This is a genomic window from Buchnera aphidicola (Aphis craccivora), assembly GCF_005082145.1.
Classification (GTDB): Bacteria; Pseudomonadota; Gammaproteobacteria; order Enterobacterales; family Enterobacteriaceae; genus Buchnera; species Buchnera aphidicola_U.
Map to the genome: position 1 here is coordinate 343,645 of NZ_CP034897.1, position 23,950 is coordinate 367,594.

The 23,950-nt window shown below is 23.5% G+C and carries 23 protein-coding genes and 3 tRNA genes; 14 read left to right on the forward strand and 12 right to left on the reverse strand.

From position 1 onward, the window contains the following. Nucleotides 1-254 precede the first annotated feature (254 nt). The 3 genes from trxB (at nucleotide 255) to aspS (ending at nucleotide 3,504) form a co-directional block, all read left to right on the forward strand. The gene (gene trxB, locus D9V60_RS01590) at nucleotides 255-1,214 is read left to right on the forward strand and encodes a thioredoxin-disulfide reductase (protein WP_158360610.1); all 960 of its coding nucleotides are present in this window, start codon (nucleotides 255-257) and stop codon (nucleotides 1,212-1,214) included. 107 nt (nucleotides 1,215-1,321) lie between these two features. Then, the gene (gene infA, locus D9V60_RS01595) at nucleotides 1,322-1,540 is read left to right on the forward strand and encodes a translation initiation factor IF-1 (RefSeq protein ID WP_053940270.1); all 219 of its coding nucleotides are present in this window, start codon (nucleotides 1,322-1,324) and stop codon (nucleotides 1,538-1,540) included. Between the two features lie 203 nt (nucleotides 1,541-1,743). Then, the gene (gene aspS / locus D9V60_RS01600) at nucleotides 1,744-3,504 is read left to right on the forward strand and encodes an aspartate--tRNA ligase (protein ID WP_158360611.1); all 1,761 of its coding nucleotides are present in this window, start codon (nucleotides 1,744-1,746) and stop codon (nucleotides 3,502-3,504) included. A 7-nt stretch (nucleotides 3,505-3,511) separates the two neighbouring features. Here aspS and znuB read toward each other — a convergent pair whose 3' ends face one another. Further along, on the reverse strand, nucleotides 3,512-4,309 hold the full coding sequence (znuB, locus tag D9V60_RS01605; protein WP_158360612.1) for a zinc ABC transporter permease subunit ZnuB: 798 nt from the start codon (nucleotides 4,307-4,309) through the stop codon (nucleotides 3,512-3,514). A 35-nt stretch (nucleotides 4,310-4,344) separates the two neighbouring features. After that, entirely contained in the window at nucleotides 4,345-5,061 is a 717-nt protein-coding gene (gene znuC, locus D9V60_RS01610; protein ID WP_158360613.1) for a zinc ABC transporter ATP-binding protein ZnuC, read from the reverse strand. A 581-nt stretch (nucleotides 5,062-5,642) separates the two neighbouring features. Between znuC and D9V60_RS01615 the strand changes: the two genes are divergently transcribed. Continuing rightward, nucleotides 5,643-6,638 (forward strand): peptidoglycan DD-metalloendopeptidase family protein, encoded by a 996-nt coding sequence (locus D9V60_RS01615; protein WP_158360614.1) that lies wholly within the window; start codon nucleotides 5,643-5,645, stop codon nucleotides 6,636-6,638. 38 nt (nucleotides 6,639-6,676) lie between these two features. On the opposite strand, the gene pyk is transcribed toward D9V60_RS01615, so the two are convergent. Then, the gene (pyk, locus tag D9V60_RS01620; protein ID WP_158360615.1) at nucleotides 6,677-8,122 is read right to left on the reverse strand and encodes a pyruvate kinase; all 1,446 of its coding nucleotides are present in this window, start codon (nucleotides 8,120-8,122) and stop codon (nucleotides 6,677-6,679) included. 285 nt (nucleotides 8,123-8,407) lie between these two features. Between pyk and zwf the strand changes: the two genes are divergently transcribed. From zwf to tsaB, 5 genes are all read left to right on the forward strand, one after another. Further along, nucleotides 8,408-9,889: a glucose-6-phosphate dehydrogenase gene (zwf, locus tag D9V60_RS01625; protein ID WP_158360616.1), complete on the forward strand. Its 1,482-nt coding sequence runs from the start codon at nucleotides 8,408-8,410 to the stop codon at nucleotides 9,887-9,889. 174 nt (nucleotides 9,890-10,063) lie between these two features. Next, nucleotides 10,064-10,942: a protease HtpX gene (gene htpX / locus D9V60_RS01630; protein WP_158360617.1), complete on the forward strand. Its 879-nt coding sequence runs from the start codon at nucleotides 10,064-10,066 to the stop codon at nucleotides 10,940-10,942. A 306-nt stretch (nucleotides 10,943-11,248) separates the two neighbouring features. Further along, nucleotides 11,249-11,458 carry a cold shock-like protein CspC gene (gene cspC, locus D9V60_RS01635; protein ID WP_158340076.1) on the forward strand — a complete coding sequence of 70 codons (210 nt, stop codon included), beginning with the start codon at nucleotides 11,249-11,251 and terminating at the stop codon, nucleotides 11,456-11,458. A gap of 293 nt (nucleotides 11,459-11,751) precedes the next feature. Further along, entirely contained in the window at nucleotides 11,752-13,299 is a 1,548-nt protein-coding gene (locus D9V60_RS01640) for a TerC family protein (RefSeq protein WP_158360618.1), read from the forward strand. A 194-nt stretch (nucleotides 13,300-13,493) separates the two neighbouring features. Further along, nucleotides 13,494-14,033 carry a tRNA (adenosine(37)-N6)-threonylcarbamoyltransferase complex dimerization subunit type 1 TsaB gene (tsaB, locus tag D9V60_RS01645; protein ID WP_258013291.1) on the forward strand — a complete coding sequence of 180 codons (540 nt, stop codon included), beginning with the start codon at nucleotides 13,494-13,496 and terminating at the stop codon, nucleotides 14,031-14,033. 129 nt (nucleotides 14,034-14,162) lie between these two features. On the opposite strand, the gene minE is transcribed toward tsaB, so the two are convergent. Genes minE through minC form a run of 3 tightly spaced genes read right to left on the reverse strand, consistent with a single transcriptional unit; the run spans nucleotide 14,163 to nucleotide 16,002 of the window. Next, nucleotides 14,163-14,414 carry a cell division topological specificity factor MinE gene (gene minE / locus D9V60_RS01650; RefSeq protein WP_158360619.1) on the reverse strand — a complete coding sequence of 84 codons (252 nt, stop codon included), beginning with the start codon at nucleotides 14,412-14,414 and terminating at the stop codon, nucleotides 14,163-14,165. Nucleotides 14,415-14,416: 2 nt separating this feature from the next. After that, the gene (gene minD / locus D9V60_RS01655; protein ID WP_158360620.1) at nucleotides 14,417-15,229 is read right to left on the reverse strand and encodes a septum site-determining protein MinD; all 813 of its coding nucleotides are present in this window, start codon (nucleotides 15,227-15,229) and stop codon (nucleotides 14,417-14,419) included. Nucleotides 15,230-15,252: 23 nt separating this feature from the next. Continuing rightward, nucleotides 15,253-16,002: a septum site-determining protein MinC gene (gene minC, locus D9V60_RS01660; RefSeq protein WP_158360621.1), complete on the reverse strand. Its 750-nt coding sequence runs from the start codon at nucleotides 16,000-16,002 to the stop codon at nucleotides 15,253-15,255. Nucleotides 16,003-16,252: 250 nt separating this feature from the next. Here minC and rsmC point away from each other — a divergent pair, with 250 nt between their 5' ends. Next, a complete protein-coding gene (gene rsmC, locus D9V60_RS01665) occupies nucleotides 16,253-17,269 on the forward strand; it encodes a 16S rRNA (guanine(1207)-N(2))-methyltransferase RsmC (protein ID WP_158360622.1) in 1,017 nt (338 codons plus the stop codon). 11 nt (nucleotides 17,270-17,280) lie between these two features. On the opposite strand, the gene D9V60_RS01670 is transcribed toward rsmC, so the two are convergent. Both D9V60_RS01670 and D9V60_RS01675 read right to left on the reverse strand, forming a co-directional pair. Further along, nucleotides 17,281-17,365, reverse strand: a tRNA-Leu gene (locus D9V60_RS01670). A 12-nt stretch (nucleotides 17,366-17,377) separates the two neighbouring features. Next, nucleotides 17,378-17,448: transfer RNA gene (locus tag D9V60_RS01675), tRNA-Cys, on the reverse strand. A gap of 158 nt (nucleotides 17,449-17,606) precedes the next feature. Here D9V60_RS01675 and D9V60_RS01680 point away from each other — a divergent pair. Next, nucleotides 17,607-17,691: transfer RNA gene (locus tag D9V60_RS01680), tRNA-Ser, on the forward strand. 60 nt (nucleotides 17,692-17,751) lie between these two features. Here D9V60_RS01680 and D9V60_RS01685 read toward each other — a convergent pair. Continuing rightward, a complete protein-coding gene (locus D9V60_RS01685; protein WP_158360623.1) occupies nucleotides 17,752-18,777 on the reverse strand; it encodes an OmpA family protein in 1,026 nt (341 codons plus the stop codon). 201 nt (nucleotides 18,778-18,978) lie between these two features. Continuing rightward, nucleotides 18,979-20,496: a murein biosynthesis integral membrane protein MurJ gene (gene murJ, locus D9V60_RS01690; protein ID WP_158360624.1), complete on the reverse strand. Its 1,518-nt coding sequence runs from the start codon at nucleotides 20,494-20,496 to the stop codon at nucleotides 18,979-18,981. Between the two features lie 155 nt (nucleotides 20,497-20,651). Between murJ and pyrC the strand changes: the two genes are divergently transcribed. Further along, nucleotides 20,652-21,698 carry a dihydroorotase gene (gene pyrC / locus D9V60_RS01695; RefSeq protein ID WP_158360625.1) on the forward strand — a complete coding sequence of 349 codons (1,047 nt, stop codon included), beginning with the start codon at nucleotides 20,652-20,654 and terminating at the stop codon, nucleotides 21,696-21,698. A 35-nt stretch (nucleotides 21,699-21,733) separates the two neighbouring features. Here pyrC and D9V60_RS01700 read toward each other — a convergent pair whose 3' ends face one another. Next, nucleotides 21,734-22,141: a flagellar biosynthesis protein FlgN gene (locus D9V60_RS01700; protein ID WP_158360626.1), complete on the reverse strand. Its 408-nt coding sequence runs from the start codon at nucleotides 22,139-22,141 to the stop codon at nucleotides 21,734-21,736. Between the two features lie 53 nt (nucleotides 22,142-22,194). Then, nucleotides 22,195-22,851 carry a flagellar basal body P-ring formation chaperone FlgA gene (flgA, locus tag D9V60_RS01705; RefSeq protein WP_158360627.1) on the reverse strand — a complete coding sequence of 219 codons (657 nt, stop codon included), beginning with the start codon at nucleotides 22,849-22,851 and terminating at the stop codon, nucleotides 22,195-22,197. 259 nt (nucleotides 22,852-23,110) lie between these two features. Between flgA and flgB the strand changes: the two genes are divergently transcribed. Next, on the forward strand, nucleotides 23,111-23,527 hold the full coding sequence (gene flgB / locus D9V60_RS01710; RefSeq protein WP_158360628.1) for a flagellar basal body rod protein FlgB: 417 nt from the start codon (nucleotides 23,111-23,113) through the stop codon (nucleotides 23,525-23,527). Nucleotides 23,528-23,532: 5 nt separating this feature from the next. Further along, complete coding sequence (flgC, locus tag D9V60_RS01715) at nucleotides 23,533-23,943, forward strand: flagellar basal body rod protein FlgC (RefSeq protein WP_158360629.1); 411 nt, start codon at nucleotides 23,533-23,535, stop codon at nucleotides 23,941-23,943. The last annotated feature ends 7 nt before the right edge of the window (nucleotides 23,944-23,950 follow it).

Sequence of the window (23,950 nt, forward strand, 5' to 3'; positions counted from 1 at the left end):
ATCTTTTTAACAAAATGATAAAAATTTTAGATATGTTGATTATATTTTTCTTTATAATTAACGATTTAATTATATTAATCAAATAAATATTTAAAAATTTTTTATTTTATGATTTTATCTTACTATATTACACTATAGTAATGCTAAAATTAAATAATAAAGTTTTTATATGAATGTATATATTTATCGTTCATAAAGTTGCAAAAAATAATTATAACAATTAATTTAATATTTTTATTATAAAAGGAAGCAACGTGCAAAATATAAAACATACTAAAATTATTATTTTAGGATCAGGTCCAGCTGGATATACTGCCGCTATATATGCAGCACGAGCAAATTTAAATCCAGTGCTCATTACTGGAGATAATAAAGGAGGCCAATTAATGAATACTAATGAAATTGAAAATTGGCCTGGAGATAAAAATCAAATTACTGGGTCAGAATTAATGCATCGTATGTATGAACATGCAATAAAATATCAAACAAAAATTATACCTGATAAAATTATTTCAGTAGAATTTAATAAAAAACCATTTTTTTTATTAGGTGAAAAAGATAAATATACAGCTGATTCAGTAATTATTGCTACTGGTTCAAATCCTCGATATTTAGGGTTAAATTCAGAAGAAGAGTTTAAAGGAAGAGGCGTTTCTACTTGTGCTATATGTGATGGTTTTTTTTATAAAGATAAAGAAATAGCAGTAGTTGGTGGAGGAAATACAGCTATAGAAGAAACATTATATTTATCAAATTTTGTAAAAAAAATATATTTAATACATCGAAGAAATAATTTTAAAGCAGAAAAAATATTAATTGATCGATTAGCAAAATTAGTGAAAATCAAAAAAGTAATACTTTATTTAAATCATACTATAAAAGAAATATTAGGAAATAAATCAGGTGTTACACATTTAATAATAAATAACATGAACTTAAAAGAAAATATTCAAAAAAAATTAATTGTATCTGGATTATTTGTTGCAATAGGTCATGTTCCAAATACAGATATTTTTGTAAATAAATTAGAAATAGAAAATGGATATATTAAAATTAAACAAGAAAAGCATGGAAACTACACACAAACAAGTATTCCAGGTATTTTTGCAGCAGGAGATGTTACAGATCATGTATATAGACAAGCAATTACATCTTCTGCTAGTGGCTGCATGGCAGCAATAGATAGTGAACGTTACTTAAATTGTTATAATTAAAAAAATCAAATATTTCTATACTCTAAAAACATACTAGTCAAAGTGACTAGTATCAGTTATAATTTTATAAAAAATATTTTATTATTTTATCATTCCAGAGAAAAAAAATGCCTAAAGAAGATAATATTGAAATGCAAGGAATAGTTATTGATACATTACCAAATACAATGTTTCGTGTAGAACTAGAAAATAAACATATTATTACAGCGCATATCTCAGGAAAAATGCGAAAGAATTATATTAGAATATTAACAGGTGATAAAGTTACGATTGAATTAACACCGTATGACTTAACAAAAGGTAGAATTATTTTTAGAAGTCGTTAATTTATATAAAATTTTTAATATTAATTTAACGACTCTAAAAATTTTAAAAAATCTATTAATTTTATCAAAAACTATAATAATTACCTAGAAATTTTTTAATTAATTCTTTTAATTATTTCTTCTAAAAACTAATTTTAGTAAAAATTTATATAACAAACTCTTATAAGAAGAAATTATTAGAAATAAAATTTTACAGACAATTTATGCGTACTAAATATTGTGGAAATATTAGAATAATTGATTTAGACAAATCCGTAGTGTTATCTGGTTGGGTAAATAAAATAAGAAATTTTGGTCAATTTATTTTTATAGACATGAGAGACTATACGGGAATTGTACAAGTTATTTTTGAATCCGATAATCATTCTGCTTTCAAAAAAGCATTAAGTTTAAAAAATGAATCATGTATTCAAATTATAGGAATTGTAAAAAAAAGAGATGTTAAAAATCGAAATTTAAAAATAAATACTGGAGAAATAGAAATATTAGCTAAAAAAATAAATATTTTTAATATTTCACAACCACTTCCATTAGATCATTTAAATAATAATAGTGATGATTTAAGATTAAAATACCGTTATTTAGATCTTCGCCAATTGAATTTGTTTGAAAATTTAAAAGTTAGAAGTCAAGTTACTTATTTAATAAGAACTTTTATGACAAAAAAAAATTTTTTAGATATTGAAACACCATTTTTAACCAAATCTACTCCTGAAGGCGCTAGAGATTATTTAGTCCCCAGTCGAAACCATTTAGGAAAATTTTATGCTTTACCACAATCTCCACAATTGTTTAAGCAATTGTTAATGATTTCCGGAATTGACAAATATTATCAAATAATAAAATGTTTTCGTGATGAAGATTTAAGATCTGACCGACAACCAGAATTTACACAAGTCGATATTGAAGTTTCCTTCATGAATTCCTTAAAAATTCGAAAAATTATAGAACAACTAATAAAAAAAATTTGGTTTAAAATACTTAATTATAATTTAAATAAATTTCCTACAATGTCTTTTCATGAAGCAATAAAAAGATATGGATCAGATAAACCTGACTTACGAAATTCTATGGAAATAATTGATATATTTAATATTTTTAATCAAAAAAAATTTCTCGAGTTTTTTAAAATAAATTTATCTAAAAAAAATAGAATAGCTTTATTATGTTTTTCTGAAGGTGAAAAAATCAGTCGAAAAAAACTTGAAAAATATTCTGATTATGTAAATCAATTTGGTGCAAAAAAATTATTTTATATAAAAATTAAAAAATATGAAATAGGAATAGAAGGTATTGAAAGTTCAATAAAAAGCATTTTAAATGAAACAATATTAAATAAAATCATAAATAAAACTAGTGCTAAAAATGGAGATATTTTATTTATAATAGCTGATACAGAAGATATAGTAAACAAATCTCTTGGAATGTTGCGTATTAAATTAGGCAATGATTTTAAAATTTATAAAAAAAATGTTTGGAAACCAGTCTGGATTATAAACTTTCCTATGTTTAAAAAAGATAGCGTTGGTAATTTTTCTTCTATTCATCATCCTTTTACTGCGTGTAAAAAAAATCATGAAAAAAAACTTTTCAATGATTTAGATAATGTCATATCAGATAGCTATGATTTAGTAATGAATGGCTATGAAATTGGTGGAGGTTCAGTTAGAATTCATGATGTAAAAATACAAAATAAAATTTTTAATATTATTGGTTTAAGTAAAAAAGATCAAAAAGAAAAATTTGGGTTTTTAATAGAAGCATTAAAATATGGCGCACCACCTCATGCAGGTATAGCTTTAGGATTAGATAGAATAATCATGTTATTAAGACAAACAAATAATATTAGAGATGTAATTGCTTTTCCTAAAACTACTTCTGCATCATGTCTTATGACTAATGCTCCTAGTATGTTAAAGAATCAAGATTTACATGAATTAGGTATAAATATCATTGAAAAATAAAAACATTTTATCGTTTTTTGTAAAAAAAATTTTTTATGGTACTTAAAAAGTATAAAAAAGAAGAAAATAACACAATAGATGGACTTGTAGGAAACTTAAAAAATATAGATAAAATTATTCCTCCTGTAATAGAAAAAACGCTAACTAAAATCCCAATCATTGCCATTTTTTCTGGAGAATTAGAAAAATATTGTGCAGTAGCAGGAGGGATCACTAATAAAGAAGTGATTAATAATGCACCTACAAATTTAATTGCAATAGAGATAGTTAAAGCTGTTGTTAACATTAAAGTTAAACGTGTATAAAAAATATTTATACCATCAATTTGAGCTAACTCTGGATTAATTGTTACTAATAAAATTGAATTCCAACGAATAATTAAAACAATTAAAACTATAATACTTCCTAAAAAAATAGTAATTAAATCAGATATTTTTATAGATAACAGATCGCCAAATAAATAACTATTAAAATCTATTTTTTCCGAATTAGAAATAAAACTAACTAATATCATTCCTAAGGATAGTGAGCTATGTGATATTATAGTTAATATAGTTTCTAATGAAATTGGTAATATTTTTTCTAACCATGCTAAAAAAATCGCAAGTAAACTTATAAAACCTAAAATAATATAAAATGAATTAGTTTGAACTACTATAGATATAGCTAATGCAAGTAAAGATGAATGTGATAATGTATCACCAAATGATGACATACGACGCCAAACTATAAAAGAACCTAGAGGTCCTGTAGCAAAAGAAAGAAAAACTCCAGATAACCATCCTGGGAAAATTAATTTAAACATAATATAAAGTTACTCTAAAATTTTATTTTATCACTTTAATATTGATGGATATGATCATGATGATGCTGGTAAATTGCTATTTCTTGAATTCGTTCTAAACCAAATATTGAAATAAATTCTAAATTTTTAAATACTGTTTTTGGACTGCCTGAACAACAAATATGTTTGTTTAGACAAATTACGTGATCAGTGCGAGCCATAACAAAGTTTAAATCATGAGAAACTATCAAGATAGTACAATTTAATTCATTGCGTATACAATGAATTAAATTATACAAATCTAATTGACCCATTACATCAACTCCTTGCACTGGTTCATCTAAAACAAGCAAATTAGGATTATTTAACAAAGCTCTAGCTAACAAAACACGTTGCATTTCACCACCAGATAATTTTTTTAATGATAAATATCTAAATGATTCTGCTTTTACGCGTTCTAATATTTTTAAAATATTTGTAGTTTTTTTATGTCGAGATAATTGTAAAAATCGTTCTACTGTAATAGGTAGTAAACTATTAAGATGTAATTTTTGAGGAACATAACCAATAGATAGATATGAAGAACGAATAACCGTTCCAGATGTAGGTTTAATTAACCCTAAAATAACACGTATTAAAGTAGATTTACCTGCTCCATTAGGACCAATTAATGTAATTATACAATTAGAATTTAAAGATAATGATATATCATGAAGAATAGAACGATCGGAAAAATTAACATAAATGTTTTTTAAAACAACAAATTCTGACATAACTAAATAAACTTTTTATACCATCTTTTAATTTTTTTATTATAAAATATTTTTTTAAAAATGAATATAAATTTTATTAAAAATTATTTTTATATATTTATAATATTTAAATTATTAAGATTAATTATAGCCTATTTAAAAAAAAATAAATAGATATAATTTAATATTATCAATAAAAATATTATATTTTAGTTTTTATGAAAATATAGAATATTTATTTTAAACATATATGATTTTAATGTATAAATATTAATTAAATAAAACGCTTTACAAAATAATAAGAAAATTCGTAATATATATAAATTATATTTTTATAATCATTAAATAAAGTAGCGGCTATTAGAAAAAGTTACTTCATTTTAGATAAATACAATTTAATTTAAAAATTATTGATAATATATAAAAAATCTAAAAAAGTATTTTAAATTACCTGTATTTTTTATCTTTAAAATTAATATTAAATTTATTTAACAACTTTTTACTTAATATGTTAACTACTTAAAATATTTAAGGACAAAAAAGTGTCGCATATTTGTAAAAAGTTTTATTTATATTTCAATTGTATATTTGATTATTATAAAATGTTTAAGTTACTCATCAGAACTATTATTATTTCTTTAATATTGTCAAGTTGTAGTATTTTAACAAAAGAAAAAAAAATATTTTTTAATCAATCTGAATTTATTAAACAAAATAATCAAGTAAAAAATACTAAAAAAAATAAAAATATTAATATTAAAATTTTTAAATATTATAAAAATATTCAAAATACACCTAATTTATTTTCATATTCACCAAACAGTATATTTATTAAAAAAATAATTTATATTAAAAAAAATTCTAATTTCTTTAGAAGCGCATACGAATCAGGATTAAATTTATCTGATATTAAAACTATTATCAAAGCGACAGAATGGCAAATAAATTTTCATCAATTAAATACTAATAGCACATTTAGTTTAATTTTTATGAAAAAAAAAATAACTCCAAAAAAAAATAAAAATATGTTATTAGGTATAAAAATAAATAATTTAGGAAAAATATACTATGCCATACGAGCAAATAATGGAAATTTTTATGATATCAATGGTCTTAATAAATCAAAAATGATTATGAATTTTTCATTTTTTAAAAAATATCGAATTTCTTCACATTTCAATTTGCATCGTCTTCATCCGATTACACATCATATAATTCGTCATTTAGGAGTTGACTTAGCTATGCCTGAAGGCACAATAGTTTTAGCTACTAGTGATGGTAAAATAACGAAAACAGCATTTGATCAAATATCAGGTTTTTATATAGTTTTAAATAATCAAAATCAATACACTACTAAATATATGCATCTTAAAAAAATTTTAGTCAAAGTAGGTCAAAAAATAAAAATAAATCAAAAAATTGCATTATCTGGAAATACTGGAAGAACAACTGGACCACACTTACACTATGAAATCTGGATAAACAAACATGCAATTAATCCAGTACACGCTCGATCTAACTTCATAGAACCATTGACAAAAAAAGAGTTAAGTTCATATTTTAAAATATCTAAAATAATTTTATCAAAATTAAAATAATATATCTTAAAATATGCTTAATTAGTATAAGTTAAAAATTAATAAACTACTTTTAAAATTCTACTAGTATTAGTTTTTCCTGTTTTTCCCATTATATCACCTTGGGTTACAATGACTAAATCATTATTGAACAAAAAACCTTTTTTACATAATAACATTATAGCTTCATTAGCTGCTTTTACTCCATCTTGTTTGCTATTAAAATAAATAGGAATTACTCCTCGATATAAAGTGGATAAATTTAAAGTTTTTGTGTGTTTTGACAACGCAAAAATAGGAAGTCCAGATGTAATTCGAGAAGTCATTAAAGCTGTTTTTCCAGATTCCGTCATAGTGATAATTGCTGCAATACCATTTAAATGATTTGCTGCATACATAGATGACATAGCAATAGCTTCTTCTATATCGTTAAATTTTATATCAATACGATGTCGAGATACATTAATACTCGGTACTTTCTCAGCGCCCATACAAACTTTTGCCATATTTAAAACAGTTTCAGCTGGATATTTTCCTGAAGCAGTTTCAGCAGATAACATAACTGCATCACTTCCATCTAATACAGCATTTGCAACATCCATAACTTCTGCACGAGTAGGTAATGGATTTAAAATCATAGATTCCATCATCTGAGTAGCAGTAATGACTACTTTATTTAATTTTCTAGCGCTTCTAATTAAATTCTTTTGAATACCTACAAGTTCTGCATCTCCAATTTCTACTCCTAAATCCCCTCTAGCGATCATAATCGCATCTGAAGATAATATTATTTCTTCTATAACAGATTGAGTACTTACAGCTTCTGCACGTTCTATTTTTGCGATAATTTTAGCTTGACTACCAGATTTATTTAATAAAAATCTTGCTTTTTTTAAATCTTCTCCACTTCTAGGAAAAGATATAGCTAAATAATCTACATCTATCTTAGAGGCAAGTATTATATCTTTTTTATCTTTTTCTGTTAAAGCATCCGCTGATAATCCACCACCTAATTTATTAATACCTTTGTTATTTGATAAAACACCTCCTATAATTACTTTAGTAAATATTTCAAAATTTGTTACTTTAAATACTTTTAGTTGTATTTTACCATCATCTAAGAGTAAAATATCATTAATATTTAAATCATATGGTAGTCTCTTATAATCAATACCCACTCTTTCTTGGTTTCCATCACCGTCTTTTAAATTTGCATCTAATATAAAAATTTCATTTTTACAAAGTAAAATACTATTTTTTTTAAATTTAGATATTCTGATTTTAGGGCCTTGTAAATCACCAAGTAAAGCGATATTACAATTCAAATCTAACATTAGATTTCTTGCATTTTTTGCTCTTTCTATATGTTCATCAGGAGAACCATGAGAAAAATTTAAACGAAGAACATTTGCTCCAGATTTAATAATCTTTCTAAGATTATTATCTTTATCTGTAGAAGGTCCTAAAGTAGCAACAATTTTAGTTCTTCTTAAACGAGTTAACATAAAAACCTCTGTAAATTGATTTAATCTTAATATTATTAAATACATTTTTTATAAAACTAACTTTTTTAAAAAATATGAAAAGTATTAAATATTTATTTATATTTACTTATTTAATAAAATTAATAAAATAGTTTAGATTTAATATTAATAATACCTGATATCAAATAAAAAATCTTAAACAATATTTATTTTAATAATAATTATTTTTAAAAATATTTTGTTAATGTTTTTAAATTTTTTAAAAATGTAAAAAAATATTATATTTCAAAAATAAAGAGAAAATTTATGATTACAAAAACCACTCAAGCTTGCGATTTTGTTATTTTTGGAGCAAAAGGAGATTTAGCTAGAAGAAAGTTACTCCCTGCTTTGTATAAGTTAGAAAAATTTGAAAAAATGCATCCTAATACCCGTATAATTGGAGCAGGTCGTGCAAATTGGACCAAAGAAGAATATATAGAAATAGTAAAAATAGCAATTAAAAATTTTTTAAAAGAAGAAATAAATGAAAAAATTTGGAGCAAATTAAGTTCGCGTTTACATTTTTTTAATCTTGATGTTTATAAAGAACTTCATTTTATAAAATTAAAAAAAATGTTAACTCAAACAAAAAATATAATTATTTATTATTGCGCTGTCCCTCCAAGTGCTTTTAATGCTATTTTTAAAGGGTTGGGAAAAGTTAGTTTAAATTTGTTTCCTGCAAGGATAATAATAGAAAAACCTTTAGGTATATGTTTAAAAACATGTAAAAAAATTAATGATCAAATATCTAAATATTTTTTAGAATCGCAAATTTTTAGAATTGATCATTATTTAGGAAAAGAATCAATATTAAATCTTTTTTCTCTACGTTTTGCTAATTTAATGTTTTTTAATAATTGGAATAATAAAATTATTGATCATGTTCAAATTACTGTATCTGAAGAAGTTGGTATTGAAAATAGATGGAACTATTTTGATGAAATGGGACAAACAAGAGATATGGTGCAAAATCATCTTTTGCAAATATTAAGTATAATTGCAATGGATCAACCAAAAGATATTTCATCAAAACATATTCAAAATGAAAAAATAAACATTTTACGCGCTTTGAAAACTATTGATTTAAACAATATAAATACTAAAACTGTACGAGGCCAATATACCGCTGGAAATATTCATGGTAAAAAAGTACCTGCATATTTAGAAGAAAATGGTGCAAACCCCAAAAGTCAAACTGAAACATTTGTATGTATAAAAGTTGAGCTTAAAAATGATAAATGGTTGAATGTACCTTTTTACTTAAGAACAGGTAAAAGATTAGCACATAAATACTCAGAAATAGTAATTGTTTTTAAAAATATGCCAATTAACTTATTTAAGAAATATAATAATCATGTATCTCAAAATAAATTAATTATACGATTGGATCCTAATGAAAGCATTAAAATAGATTTTTTAAAAAAAATATCAGGATTGAATGAAATTTATGAATTAACGGATAATAGAATTCAATCAAATATTTCTGTTAAAACAGATCAAAATCAAATTGATACTATTGATGCTTATGAACGACTTTTATTAGAAACCATGAAAGGATCGCAATCTTTATTTGTATGTCGTAAAGAAGCAGAAGAAGCATGGAAATGGATTGACCCCATTATAGATGCTTGGAAACAAAATAAAAAAAATATTCTTCAATTATATGCAGCAGGTACATGGGGACCAAAAAATTCAGATGAAATAATTACAAAAGATGGAAGACATTGGCATAAATTTGATTAAAATATGATTAATTCATCTATCTTGACTTTTTTTAGAGAACTATGTTAGTTTAAAAATATTTTTAAATATTTAATTTAAATTAACATTAAAACTTGAATTATTTTAAACAACTATTATTTTTAAAATTAATTTTAAAAAATACTATTTTGTATGGATCGAGGAAGATAATATCTTATGATACGTATTATTCTTTTCTTATTAACTAACTTAGCAGTTACATCAACATTTGCTTTAATTCTAGCTTTAACAGGAATTGATTCTGAGAGTATTTATGGGATATTAATTATTTCTAGTTTATTTGGTTTTAGTGGCTCGCTTGTATCACTTCTTATATCTAAATGGATCGCATTACGCTCAGTAAATGGTAGAATTATTAAATCTCCTAGCAACGATGTAGAAAAATGGCTATTTGAAACTATACAAAAACAATCAATAAAAAAAGGAATAAAAACACCTCAAATCGCTACATACGATGCTGTTGGGATTAATGCGTTTGCAACAGGAGCTCGTCGAAATTCAGCATTAATTGCAGTATCTTCAGGATTATTAGAGAAAATGACTCGAAATGAAGCAGAAGCAGTTCTCGGTCATGAAATTAGTCATATCGCTAATGGTGATATGATTACAATGAGTTTAATACAGGGAGTAGTAAATACTTTTGTTATTTTTATATCTCGTATTATTTCACAGATATTAAATAGTATATTCTTAAGTAATAATGATGAAAATAATGAAAACGAAAAACATTCATTTATTTTTTTTATAATTTCAACAATATTAGAAATAACATTTGGTATCCTTGCAAGTATTATAACTATGTGGTTTTCTAGGCATCGAGAATTCTACGCTGATGCTAGTTCTGCAAAATTAGTCGGTCGTGAAAAAATGATTGCTGCATTAAATAAATTAAAATCAAGTTATGAATTACAAGAATCTGATAGCATTATTGCGTTTTGTATTAATGGAAAAGCTAAATCAACTGTAGAATTATTTGCTTCTCACCCTTCTTTAGACAAAAGAATAGAAGCTTTGAATAATAAAAAATACATGTAAAATAAATCGCATAAAACATTTCTCTTAGTAGAAAGATATCTATTAAGAGAAAAATATCAAATAAAATTTATTTGGATTAAATTTTTTAAGCTTGTTTTTTTATATAAAAACGTTTATAATCATTAAGAAAAAATATTAGTTGAAAAAAGCAACAATTCTGTTTATGCATGGCATTTTAAAATTAAAAAATTTTAGAGTAGAAGACGTTAAAAACTTTTCTTAAAAAATCTTAAATTCATGCCTCATGCAGTAATGTTTCTAATTTCTGAACATAATCAAAAAATTAATAATTTTAAAGGAAAAAAGATGAGTAAGATTAAAGGTCAAGTTAAGTGGTTTAACGAATCTAAAGGTTTTGGTTTTATTACGCCATCAAATGGAAGTAAAGATGTTTTTGTGCATTTTTCATCTATTCAAGGAAATGGTTTCAAAACATTATCCGAAGGACAAAATGTTGAATTTGAAATTCAAGATGGACAAAAAGGTCCTTCTGCAATCAACGTATGTTCTATATAAAAAATAAATAAAATCTTTTATAAAAAGACCTCTGTTAAAAATCAGAGGGCTTATTTTCTATAATATAAATTTTCTAATAATTAAACAACTATCAAATAATCAATAGTCCGTAAATTAAATATATTTAAGTATATAATATTTTAACTTTACAGATAAATTCTCTCAAAATCTGTTTATTCAAACATATGATCTAGATATATCTAATTATTTTTTAATCTTCTTAAAAATAAAAACATGTAATATTAACATGTTAAATACTACGCTGTCCTATTTTTTTCTACGGAGTTTTTCTGATGGATTTTTTTTTAGAACCGTCAACTTGGGCCGGCTTATTAACACTAGTTGTTTTAGAAGTAGTACTAGGAATTGATAATTTAATTTTTGTGGCAATTTTATCAGAAAAATTACCTCCTAATCAAAGAGATAAAGCGCGTTTAATTGGTTTAGGATTTGCTTTGATCATGAGATTAGGATTATTGTCTCTAATATCTTGGGTTGTAACTTTAACTTCTCCTATTATTAATAATAGATTTTTTGTTTTGTCAGTACGTGATTTAATTTTACTCATCGGCGGATTGTTTTTATTGTTTAAAGCTACAATTGAACTTCATGAACGCCTAGAAAATGAAGATCATGAAAATACAGAAAATAAAAACTATGCTAGTTTTTGGGCTGTAGTTATTCAAATTGTTATATTAGATGCAGTTTTTTCATTAGATGCAATTATCACAGCAGTTGGAATAGTTAATCAATTATTAATTATGATGATTGCGGTTATATTAGCTGCGATATTTATGTTATTAGCTTCAAAAGCATTAACTAATTTTATTAATTTACATCAAACTGTGGTAGTTTTATGTCTTAGTTTTTTATTAATGATTGGTTTTAGTTTAGTTGCAGAAGCATTAAAATTTTATATTCCAAAAGGATATTTATATGCAGCCATAGGGTTTTCAATTCTAATTGAAATATTTAATCAAATAGCTCGACATAATTTTATGAAAAATCAATCTAGGAAACCTATGAGACAAAGAGCAGCTGAAGCAATTTTACGATTAATGATAAGAGAAAAAAATAAAAGTACGAAACAAACACAATTAGATAACAATGAAAAAACATCTATTATCCCTTCATTGGAAACAGAAACATTTAAAGATGAAGAAAAATATATGATTAATGGAGTTCTTACACTAGCAGGACGCTCAATTAAAAGCATTATGACACCAAGAAGTAATATATCTTGGGTTAATACAGAAAAAAGTACTAACGAAATTCGAGCTCAACTATTAGATACACCTCACAGTTTATTTCCAGTTTGTAAAGGTGAATTAGACGAAATTATTGGTATTGTACGTGCTAAAGAATTATTAGTAGCTATTGAAAAAAATATAGACGTTTATAAGTTTTCTGCTCAAATACCACCTATCATTATACCTGACACTCTCGATCCTATAAATCTTTTAGGTGTTCTTCGCCGTGCTCAAGGGAGCTTTGTAATTGTTAGTAATGAATTTGGTGTAGTACAAGGTTTAATCACCCCATTAGATGTTTTAGAAGCTATAGCTGGAGAATTTCCAGATGCTGATGAAACACCAGATATTATAAAAGAACAGAATAGCTGGTTAGTTAAAGGAGAAACGGATTTACATTCATTACAACAATTACTAAATACAAAAGAACTTATTAAAGAAGATGATTGCGCTTCTTTAGGAGGGTTGCTCATAGCTCAAAATGGTCAACTACCTATTCCAGGAGAAATAATTAATATTAATTCTTTTTCTTTTCATATTGTAAAAGCAACAGAATATCGTATTGATTTAGTTCGAATTATTAAAAATTAAAATAATTGAATTTTTTAAAAAGTCAATTTTATATTATAAAATAAATTAATTTTAAATGTTGAGAAAAGTATGTCTAATATAATTTTAGCAATTGATACTTCAATGAATTATTGTTCAGTAGCTATATATAAAAAAAAAACATATATGTATTATCAGATCAGTGTAATAAAGAACATACTAAAAAAATATTACCTATGATTCATAAAGTACTATTACTTGCGAATATAAAACTCAAAGAACTGAATTACATAGCTTTTTCAACAGGACCAGGTAATTTTACTGGAATACGAATTGCAATAGGAATTGCACAAAGTTTATCTTTAAGTTTAAAAATTCCTATTTTAAGCGTTTCAACTTTAGCTATTATAGCTGAAAAAGCATGGCGAAAATATAATCAAAAAAAAATATTAGTTGCTGTGTATTGTAGTAATAATAAAGTATATTGGGCTGAATATATTAAAGATAATAAATTATTATGGATTGGAGAAAAAACAGAATCTTTACTGAATTTTTATGAAGTTAAAAAAAAAATACAGTATTTTAATAATGATTGGTTACTTGTTGGTAATTCATGGGAAAAAGTTAATTATAAAAATATTTTAAATTTTAAAAAAATAAAAATTATATCGCCTAATGCAAAAGATATAATTCCATTTTCTTTGTTTAATATAAAAAATAAAAATTTCTTACATGCTATAGAAGTAATTCCTAATTATTTGAATAATATTTTTTAAATATATATATTTTAATATAAATATGTCAATACTGAAATACTAAATATACTTCAGTATTGATCTTATTATTATGTTTTATAGATTAAATTTGATAAATGATTTTAACTTTTATATAATTATTCTAAATTATTAATCTGGCAAAACAACATTTAATTCTAATATAGAAATTTCTTCATTTTTTTGTTCTAACTGTATAGTAACCATGTTAGGATCTATATTCACATGTTTACAAATTACAGAAAGTATTTCACGTTTTAATTGTGGAAAATAATCTGGTTCATTTTGAAATTTTCTTCGTTCTGCAACAATAATTTGCAATCTTTCTTTAGCTATATGAGCAGTGTTTTTGTTCCGGGATAAAAAAAAATCTAATAAAGCCATGTCTATCTCCCGAATAAACGTCGTAAAAAACTTTTTTTTTCTTCTTCAATAAAACGAAATTTATGATTTTCACCTAGTAATCGATTTACTGTATCAAAATACGCATGTCCTGCATTAGAATTTTTATCTAAAATTACAGATTCTCCTTGATTTGATGCTCTTAACACAGAAGTATCTTCAGGAATTACACCAATAATTGGTATTCGAAGTATATCTAAAACATCATTCATACTTAGCATTTCACCGTTTTTAACTCGTGTTGGATTATAACGTGTTAATAAAAGATACTCCTTAATAGGAGTATTGTTCTGTTCGGATCTTTTTGATTTAGATGATATAATTCCTAATATTCGATCGGAATCTCGAACTGAAGAAACTTCTGGATTTGCAGTAATAATAGCTTCATCTGCAAAATATAATGATAAAATAGCTCCTTTCTCAATACCAGCAGGTGAGTCGCAAATAATAAAATCAAAATTCATTTTAATTAATTCATTTAAAACTTTTTCAACTCCTAAATGTGTCAAAGCATCTTTATCTCGAGTCTGAGATGCTGGTAAAATAAATAAATTTTTTGTTTTTTTATCTTTAATCAAAGCTTGATGGATTTTTGCTTCATCTTGAATAACATTAATAAAATCATATACTACTCTACGTTCGCATCCCATAATTAAATCTAAATTTCTTAAACCTATATCAAAATCTATAACAACAGTTTTTTTTCCTTTTTTTGCCAAACCAGTTGCAATAGCAGCACTTGAAGTAGTTTTACCTACACCTCCTTTCCCTGAGGTAACTACAATAATCCGTGTCATATAAAAAGTTCCTAAAAATACACTTAACTAAGAGAATTTATAGTTAAAACTTTATTACTTAAATAAATTTGAGCTGATTTTCCAATAAATTTTAATGGTATTTGATCTGATAACCAATATTCACCAGATATTGATAATAGCTCAGCAAATAATGCTGTACAAAATATATTGCTTGTAATGTCACCATTAGCACCTGCAAGTACTCTGCCTCGTACTGATCCATAAATATGAATGTTCCCATCAGCAACTAATTCTGCTCCAGCACTAACATTATTTGTGACTATTAAATCAGAATATTTAGCATATATTTTTTGGCCTGAACGAACAGGTGTATTTATAATATGTGTTTTTTCTGTTTTTTTTGTTACTTTTTTACTAATTATATTTTTAAAATTATGTTTTTTATAAAAAAAACTAATATTTTGATTTATATTATTTTCTGTGTTTTCTGTTTTTTCTGTTTTTTTTCCTTCTAATAAAATAGGTAAACCTGAATCAATAATAATTTTTTTAAGATAGTCATCTTTACAACCAGTAACACCTACAATAAAAAAACTATGTGAAATAATAACTTCTTTTATTTTTCTCCAATTTGTTTGATTCAATGACAAATGTGATACGTTAAGAATAATAGGTGCATTTTTAAAAAATTGGGGATATTCTTGAATTTTCTTATATAATGACTTATTAATTAAGTCTATATTATTGCTTTTTAGGTATAATACTAATAATGTGAAATTACTACCTTTTATTTCGATAGACGTTTTTTGCATATATCTTGCTCAATAATTTATATTTATATGCATATTAAATGTACATGTATTATCTTTTAACAACTAATTAATAATAAATTTAATTAAATTATAATATAAATATCATTTGATAACAATTTCTATTTTTTAGAGTTTTAGGATAATTTAAAATGTTTAAATGCAATTAATATCATATAAAATTTATATTAAATGTATAATTAATAAAAATATTAAATATTTTAATATAAAATTTATAAGGAAAATTAAAATCTTGTTATTCTCTCAAAATAGTCAACTTATATTACGTTATCAAAACATTTTTAAAAATAAAAAAATTTTTTTTTCAGGAAATATACAAGATGAATTACCAAAATATTTATTTAGTATAAAAACAATTTTACACCTTAGCGTAAAAAATGATCTTTATATAAATAATACAAAAAATATCAATAAGATTCATATATATTATAATTTACTTGTATCAGAAAAAGTTGTAAAAAATTATAATACACTTATTTACTATTGGCCTAAAAGTAAATCAGAAGCAAAATTTCAATTATATAACTTATTATCTTGTTTTTCTATTGGAACTACAATTTTTATTGTAGGAAATAATTCAAGCGGTGTAAAAAGTTCAATAAAAATATTAGAAAAATGGATAAAACTAAATAAACTAGAAAATGCAAAACATTCTATTTTATATACAGGTATTCTTAAAAGCAAAACAAAGTTCACATTAGAAAATTTTTTTAAAACACATATTTGGAAAAATTTATATATAAAATGTTTACCAGGAGTTTTTGGTTATAAAAAAATAGATTTAGGAAGTAAACTACTTGCTTGTACTTTTTCTAAAAGTATTAATGGTGAAATATTAGATGTAGGATGTGGATCTGGATTTTTATCAGCATGTTTACTTAAAAAATCACCAAATGCTCTTGTAACTATGATAGATAACAAAGAATCTGCAATAATATCAAGTAAAGAAACTCTTATTTCTAACCAATTAAAAGCACAAGTTTTTTCTAGTAATATGTACTCTAGTGTATTTAAAAAATTTGATTTGATTATATCAAATCCACCATTTCACAATGATTTAAAAGTAAATTTTAATACAGTAAAAGGCATTATCATTAATGCTGTAAAATATTTAAAAAAAAGAGGTGAACTAAGATTTGTGGTTAATAGCTGCTTTAATTATGATTATATCTTAAAGAAAAATTTTAAAAAATTTAATATTATTAATAAAACCAACTTGTATACAGTGTATCAAGCTTTATTAAACTAGTTTAATTATTTTACCCGGAGCGGGACTTGAACCCGCAAAGCTTTTAAAGCCGAGGGATTTTAAGTCCCTTGTGTCTACCAATTTCACCATCCGGGCTTTTTAAATTATAGGCGTATCCCGGAATCGAACCGGGTTATACGGATTTGCAATCCGCTACATAGCCAATCTGTCAACACGCCTTATTGTTTTTATTATAGAAAAAAAATAATAAAATTACAAACAAAATTTTATGAATATAAAAATATTTATATAAAAAGTTTTATTAGAATAAAATTATCTTTGCATTCTGTAATAGAATGTTTTAGAATTAATTTGATTAAATATTTATAAGATTTCTGGAGAGGTGGCCGAGTGGTTTAAGGCAGCGGTCTTGAAAACCGCCGATGAGTAATCATCCGAGAGTTCGAATCTCTCTCTCTCCGAAAAACTATTCAATATAATTAATAATATCTCCTCAAAAACATCAAAATACAAAATTAAAATTATTGATCAGCAGAAACCTCAATTTCTACACGACGATCAGGTGCTAAACAACTAATTAACAAAGGTCGACTTTCTATATTTTTACATACTTGATCAGTTAAAGGATATTGATTTCCCATTCCTTGAACATTTATTTGATTTTCAGATATTCCATGCGAAGTAAAATAATTTTTAATACTATACGCACGATCTTCAGATAATTTTTGATTGTATTCTTTATTACCTATTCTATCTGTATGACCTGAAAGTGTAATATAAATATTTTTTGATTTAATATTATTTATTTCATTATCAATTTTTTTTAATTTATCGTAAGATATAGGTCTTAATTCTGTACTATTAAAAGGAAAATTAATATTTTCATTCAGTGCGACATATTGTTTATTAGATGTTTCTGGTGAATATGATGTGAACATATCGTTGATATTAGATTTTCCAAATTTCCATGCAAAAGAAACAACTGCATCTCCTAAAGTAGGTTTTGATAAATTCATAATTTTTTCTATGCTACTTTTCCATGTATAATCAAATCGAGTGATAAATTCATCATTAAAAATATATTCAGCACCTAAGGACACACTAGGAAATAATAAACTACGCTTACTTAAAATATCTTTTAAGTTTGATTTAGAAGTTAAATTTTCCCAAAACATCATTCCTCCTAATCGAGTATATAGTCGGAAATCATCTGTAATAGGATATGATAATTTTGTTGAAATTTGCACGTGATTAGCTTGCATATTTTCTTTAGATTTTTGAAACATTAAATGAGGGGAAACTCCAGTTGTGTCACTTTCTATTTCCAAACCAAAATACGGATTAAATTCATATCCTAAAAATAACCCAAAAACAGGAGCATTTGTATTTTGATCATTAGTTAAAGATTGGATTTCTTTATATTTTAAAAGATTAAAATTAGACCATCCAACTTTAGCACCTAAATACCATCCATCACTACTTTTTGACTGCACACTACTGACTAAGCTTACCAATAAAACTAGAATAGTAAGAGCTCTTTTTTTCATTTGAAAACTCCGTTTTGAGATAAATGACAAACAATTAAAAAACATAAATGATTTTTTTAAAATAAATTATAATGCATTGTTTATTATATAATAAATATTATATTAATAATATAAATCAATATGTTTATATCATTTATTATATATCTATACTATTAGTATAATACATATCGAAATTTAAGTTTTATTTTTTATTTATTAAAATTATTTAAAAAAAGATATTCCTAAAAAATATAAACTAATTAAATAAATTATTCCAGTAACAAATAAAATTGTAAATACACATATTATTTTAATAAAAAAAGAATGAATACTATATAGAGGTATAAAATATAACATAAAAATTAAAACAAATGTCATAGAAAATATTGCAATGAATAAACGAAAAATAAAAATTAATTCATTGAAATTAAAATTAATGAGTTTTTTTTGATATAATTTCCAATATAATAAAAAAAAATTTATCCATCCAGATATACTAAAAGATAAAGCTAAACCTGCATGTTGAAAATAAAAAATTAAACATGGATTTAATATCTGTGTTATAAATAAAGAAAAAAGTGAAATTCGTGTTGGAATATTTATTTCTTGGGATGCATAAAAAGCTGCAGATAAAATTTTAACTAAAATAAAAGCAACTAAACCAAAAGAATATAATTCTAATGCTTTTTGTGTCATTAAAACATCAAAATCTGTAAATTTTCCATATTGAAATAATATAATAATTAATGGTTTAGCAAGAACAAATAATACAATAGAAGTAGGTAAAGATAAAATCAAAGCAATTCGAAATCCTCGATTAAGTAAATTTTTATATTCTTTTAATCGGTTTTTTGAATAACTTTTAGATAAAGATGTAAATAAAATTGTACTTAAAGAAACACCAAGAATTCCTATTGGAAATTCAATCAATCTATCAGCATAATACATCCAAGATATAGAGCCTGAATTTAATAATGAACTAAAAATGGTATTAAAAATCAAAGAAATTTGATTTGCGGAAGACCCAATAAGAGATGGTCCTATTTTTTTTATTACTTTTATAAGACCAATATTTTTAAAATTTAACTTTGGTGTTATTAACATATTTATTTTTGACAAATATGGAAATTGATATATTAATTGAATAAATCCTCCTATAATAACAGACCAAGATAATATTAAAATTGAAGGTTCGAAAAAATCATTAAAAAAAATAGCACAAATAATAATAGTAATATTTAAAATACTTGGTGAAAGCGCAGGAATAGCAAAATAATTCCAACTATTTAAAATAGAAGAATATAATGAAGACAAAGAAACTAATAAAATATAAGGAAACATAATTTCTAATAAAGTACAAGATATTTTAAATTTTTGAAATGACTTATTAAAACCTGGTGCGCTCAATGCAATTAAATAATTAGAAAATATTATTCCTAAAAGTATTATAATAGATAATAAAATAATAGTTAGACCTGATAAAGATGCAATAAAATCTTTTGTATGCTTTATTTTTTTATTTGATTTATAGTATATTAAAATAGGAACAAAAGATTGAGAAAAAGCGCCCTCGAAAAATAATCTACGTAATAAATTTGGAATTTTAAAAGCTATAAAAAAAGCATCAGTATAAATAGAAACACCAAAAATATGAGCAATTGTGAGATCTCTAAAAAAACCTAATACACGTGATATTAATGTCATAAAACTAAGAGAAAATAGAGATTTTAAAAGATTCATATTAAACTAACCTAAACAATTTAAATATTATAATTCTAATTAAAAAATATTTTGTTTTAAACATTAATAAAATTTTATTACTTATAAAATATTTAACGTACTATAAAAAATATTATTAAATAATACTTCTTATTCTTAAACTAACTAATTTAAACATGTCTTCTTTAAAAAAAATAAAAATAATCAAACCTGATGATTGGCACCTTCATCTCAGAGATGGAAAAATTTTAAAAAAAGTTCTAAAATATACTCAAATATTTTATCAACGTGCAATAATTATGCCTAATCTTAAAAATCCTATTGTAAATTGTAAGAAAGCTATTGCTTATAAGCGAAGCATTATAAATGCATCTAAATTAAATACTAAATTTGAACCATTAATGACCTGTTATTTAACAAAAGAAACTTCTTTACAAGAACTACAATACGGTTTTTTAAAAAAAATATTTATAGGAGCAAAATTATATCCAAATCAATCTACAACAAATTCAAAAACAGGAATAACTAAGATTAGTGAAATTTTTCATATATTAGAACTTATGCAAAAAATTAAAATGCCATTACTAATTCACGGTGAAGAAAGTAACTTTAATATTGATATTTATGATCGAGAAGCTATATTTATTGAAAAAACGCTAGTACCATTACGTAAATTATTTCCAGAATTAAAAATAATACTAGAACATATTACTACTAAAGAAGCTGTTTCTTATATTGAAGAAAATAATTCATTGTATTTAGCAGGAACAATTACACCTCACCATTTAATGTTCAATAGAAATAATATGTTTATTAATGGAATTCAACCTAATCTTTATTGTTTACCTATTTTAAAAAGAAAGATACATCAAAATGCTTTAAGAAAAGCTATATCTAATGGAAGCACAAGATTTTTTTTAGGAAGTGATAGCGCACCACATTTACATAAAAATAAAATCAATGTAGTTGGATGTGCAGGAATATTTAATGCTCCATCATCTTTGTTATGTTATATTACTATTTTTGAAAAAATGAAAGCATTGAAACATTTTGAATCTTTTTGCTCAAAAAATGGACCAAATTTTTATAATATACCAATAAATAAAGAAAGTATTACATTAATAAAAAAACCTCATAAAATTATTAAAAAAGTTAATATTGAAAAAGATTTTATCATGCCTTTTTTATCTGGCGAAACAGTTAATTGGTCTATTGTTAAGTAATAAAACTATCTAATATTTTTAAAAATTTTAAAATATTAATTTTCTAAGTTTTCATTAATATCGTAAATTCCGTTATTATTATAAGATTTATACAAATTTAAAAAATTTTGATTTAAATAAAATTTATTTTTTGTTAGTTTTTTATTTTTAAAGCTCATTTTATTTAAAAATAAACATTTATTTATTATTTTATTTGAAAAATAATTTAATTTCTTAAATTTTAAATAAGGAGGAAAAATATTATAACTCTTTTCAAGAGATTTCTGTATTTTTTTTGCATCAGTTAACTGATTTAACAAATCATGTTTTTTTTCTATAATAAAAGATAATTTTTTTATATCAGTGTGAGGATTTAATAAATTTTTATATTCTTCATGCATTGTTTTATCTAATAAAATAAGAATATTATCTATTTTTTGAAAAATATCGATTAATTTTTTCATGAATTTTCCATCTTTTAGAAATATATTATATCTAGAATATAATATTATTAATTTTATAAAACAACTATTACTTCTTTATTTTCGTTGATTATCCCGGTTACAATTTTTCCATCTCTAATTTTTACACGAACTTTTTCATTAAAACCACCATTATCTAATGCTTTTCCAAAAGTAATAATTTCAAAATTTTTTCCCTTTAGTTTCACAGTAACTTCTTGATTTGATAGAATTGTCCAAAATACACGCGTTATAAAAGAGGTAATTGGTTGAAAAGGTAGAATATCACGTAAATTTACTCTATTTACAACATCTTTTATATTTATATAAGTTCCTCTAGGTAATTTATCTAAACGTCCTATTGTAACTTGTAAATCAGATTCACTTATTTTTGTTCCCCGAAAAATTTTTTTCTTTGCTATAATATATTTTCCCTTAACTTGTAATTCTATTTTTAAAAATTGATGTTGTTGATTACAAATATACAAAACATCAAATACACCAAAATTATAAAAATTATTAGCTAATAACAAATATGGTTTTTTACAAATTTGTTTTTTTTTAAACGGAGTATGCACTATTATTTTAAAATAATTACTATTAAGAGAATACTCTTGCTTAAAAAATTCATTTAAATGATTTATTAAATCATTAGCATTAAGTTTAAAAGATAAAAAAAATAACAAAATAAAAAAAATTTTTATTAATTTCATTTTTTTCCTTATTAACTAAAACATTATTTATTTAATAAAATTCGCTAATAAATATAATATATTTTAAATTTTTTTATTAAGTCGAAGTTTAATATAAATTTATTTTAAAATTTAAAATTTTTAGAAATTTATAATATAATCATAATTTATGAGTTTAAATTTAAAAATTAATTTAAAATATATTTTATATATTAAAACACTCATTATGAATAAAGTAATATGTAACAATATTTTTTTAAAATAAACTAAGGATATAAATATGTTTGAAAAAATAAATAACATGTTTAATTTAAATGAAAAGCTATTAAATTTATATGCTAAAAGAGAAGAAATTCTATCATCTAATATAGCCAATTCTGAAACACCTAACTATAAAGCAATGGATATTAACTTTAAAGATACTTTTAAAAAGCTATTAAACAAAAATCATTTCAATTCTTTTAAAATAACTTTGCAACGAACCTCAAAAAATCATTTAACTCCAAAATTAAAAAAAAATGATATTTCTTTGTTTTCAATTGAACCTGTAAAAACCAAAAATATTAAAATTGATGGAAATACAGTTGATATGAATCGTGAACGAATCGAATTTATAAAAAATACTTTAAAATATGAAGAAAATATAATATTCATAAAAAATGAAATTAAAAATATAATACATGTACTAAAAGGATAAAAAATATGTCTTTGTTTAATATACTTAATATTGCAGGTTCAGCAATGACCGCACAATCAGAAAAAATAAATATTATCGCTACAAATTTAGCAAACGCAGAAAGTATAATATACAAAAATGGAAAATATTATCCATATATTGCAAAAAAAGTTATTTTCCAACCATCTAATTCAAATCAATCAGGAGTAGGAGGTGTAAAAGTAGCAGCAATAATTAATGATAAAAACCCAGTACAAATGATATACGACCCTAACAATCCTCTATCTAATACAAAAGGATATGTTTTAAAATCTAATATTAATCCAATCACAGAAACAATAGATCATATTTCTGCTTCAAGAGCTTATCAAGCTAATATAGAAGTCTTAAAAACTGCAAAAAATATAATATTAAAAACACTGTCTATTGGAGAATAAGGAAAAA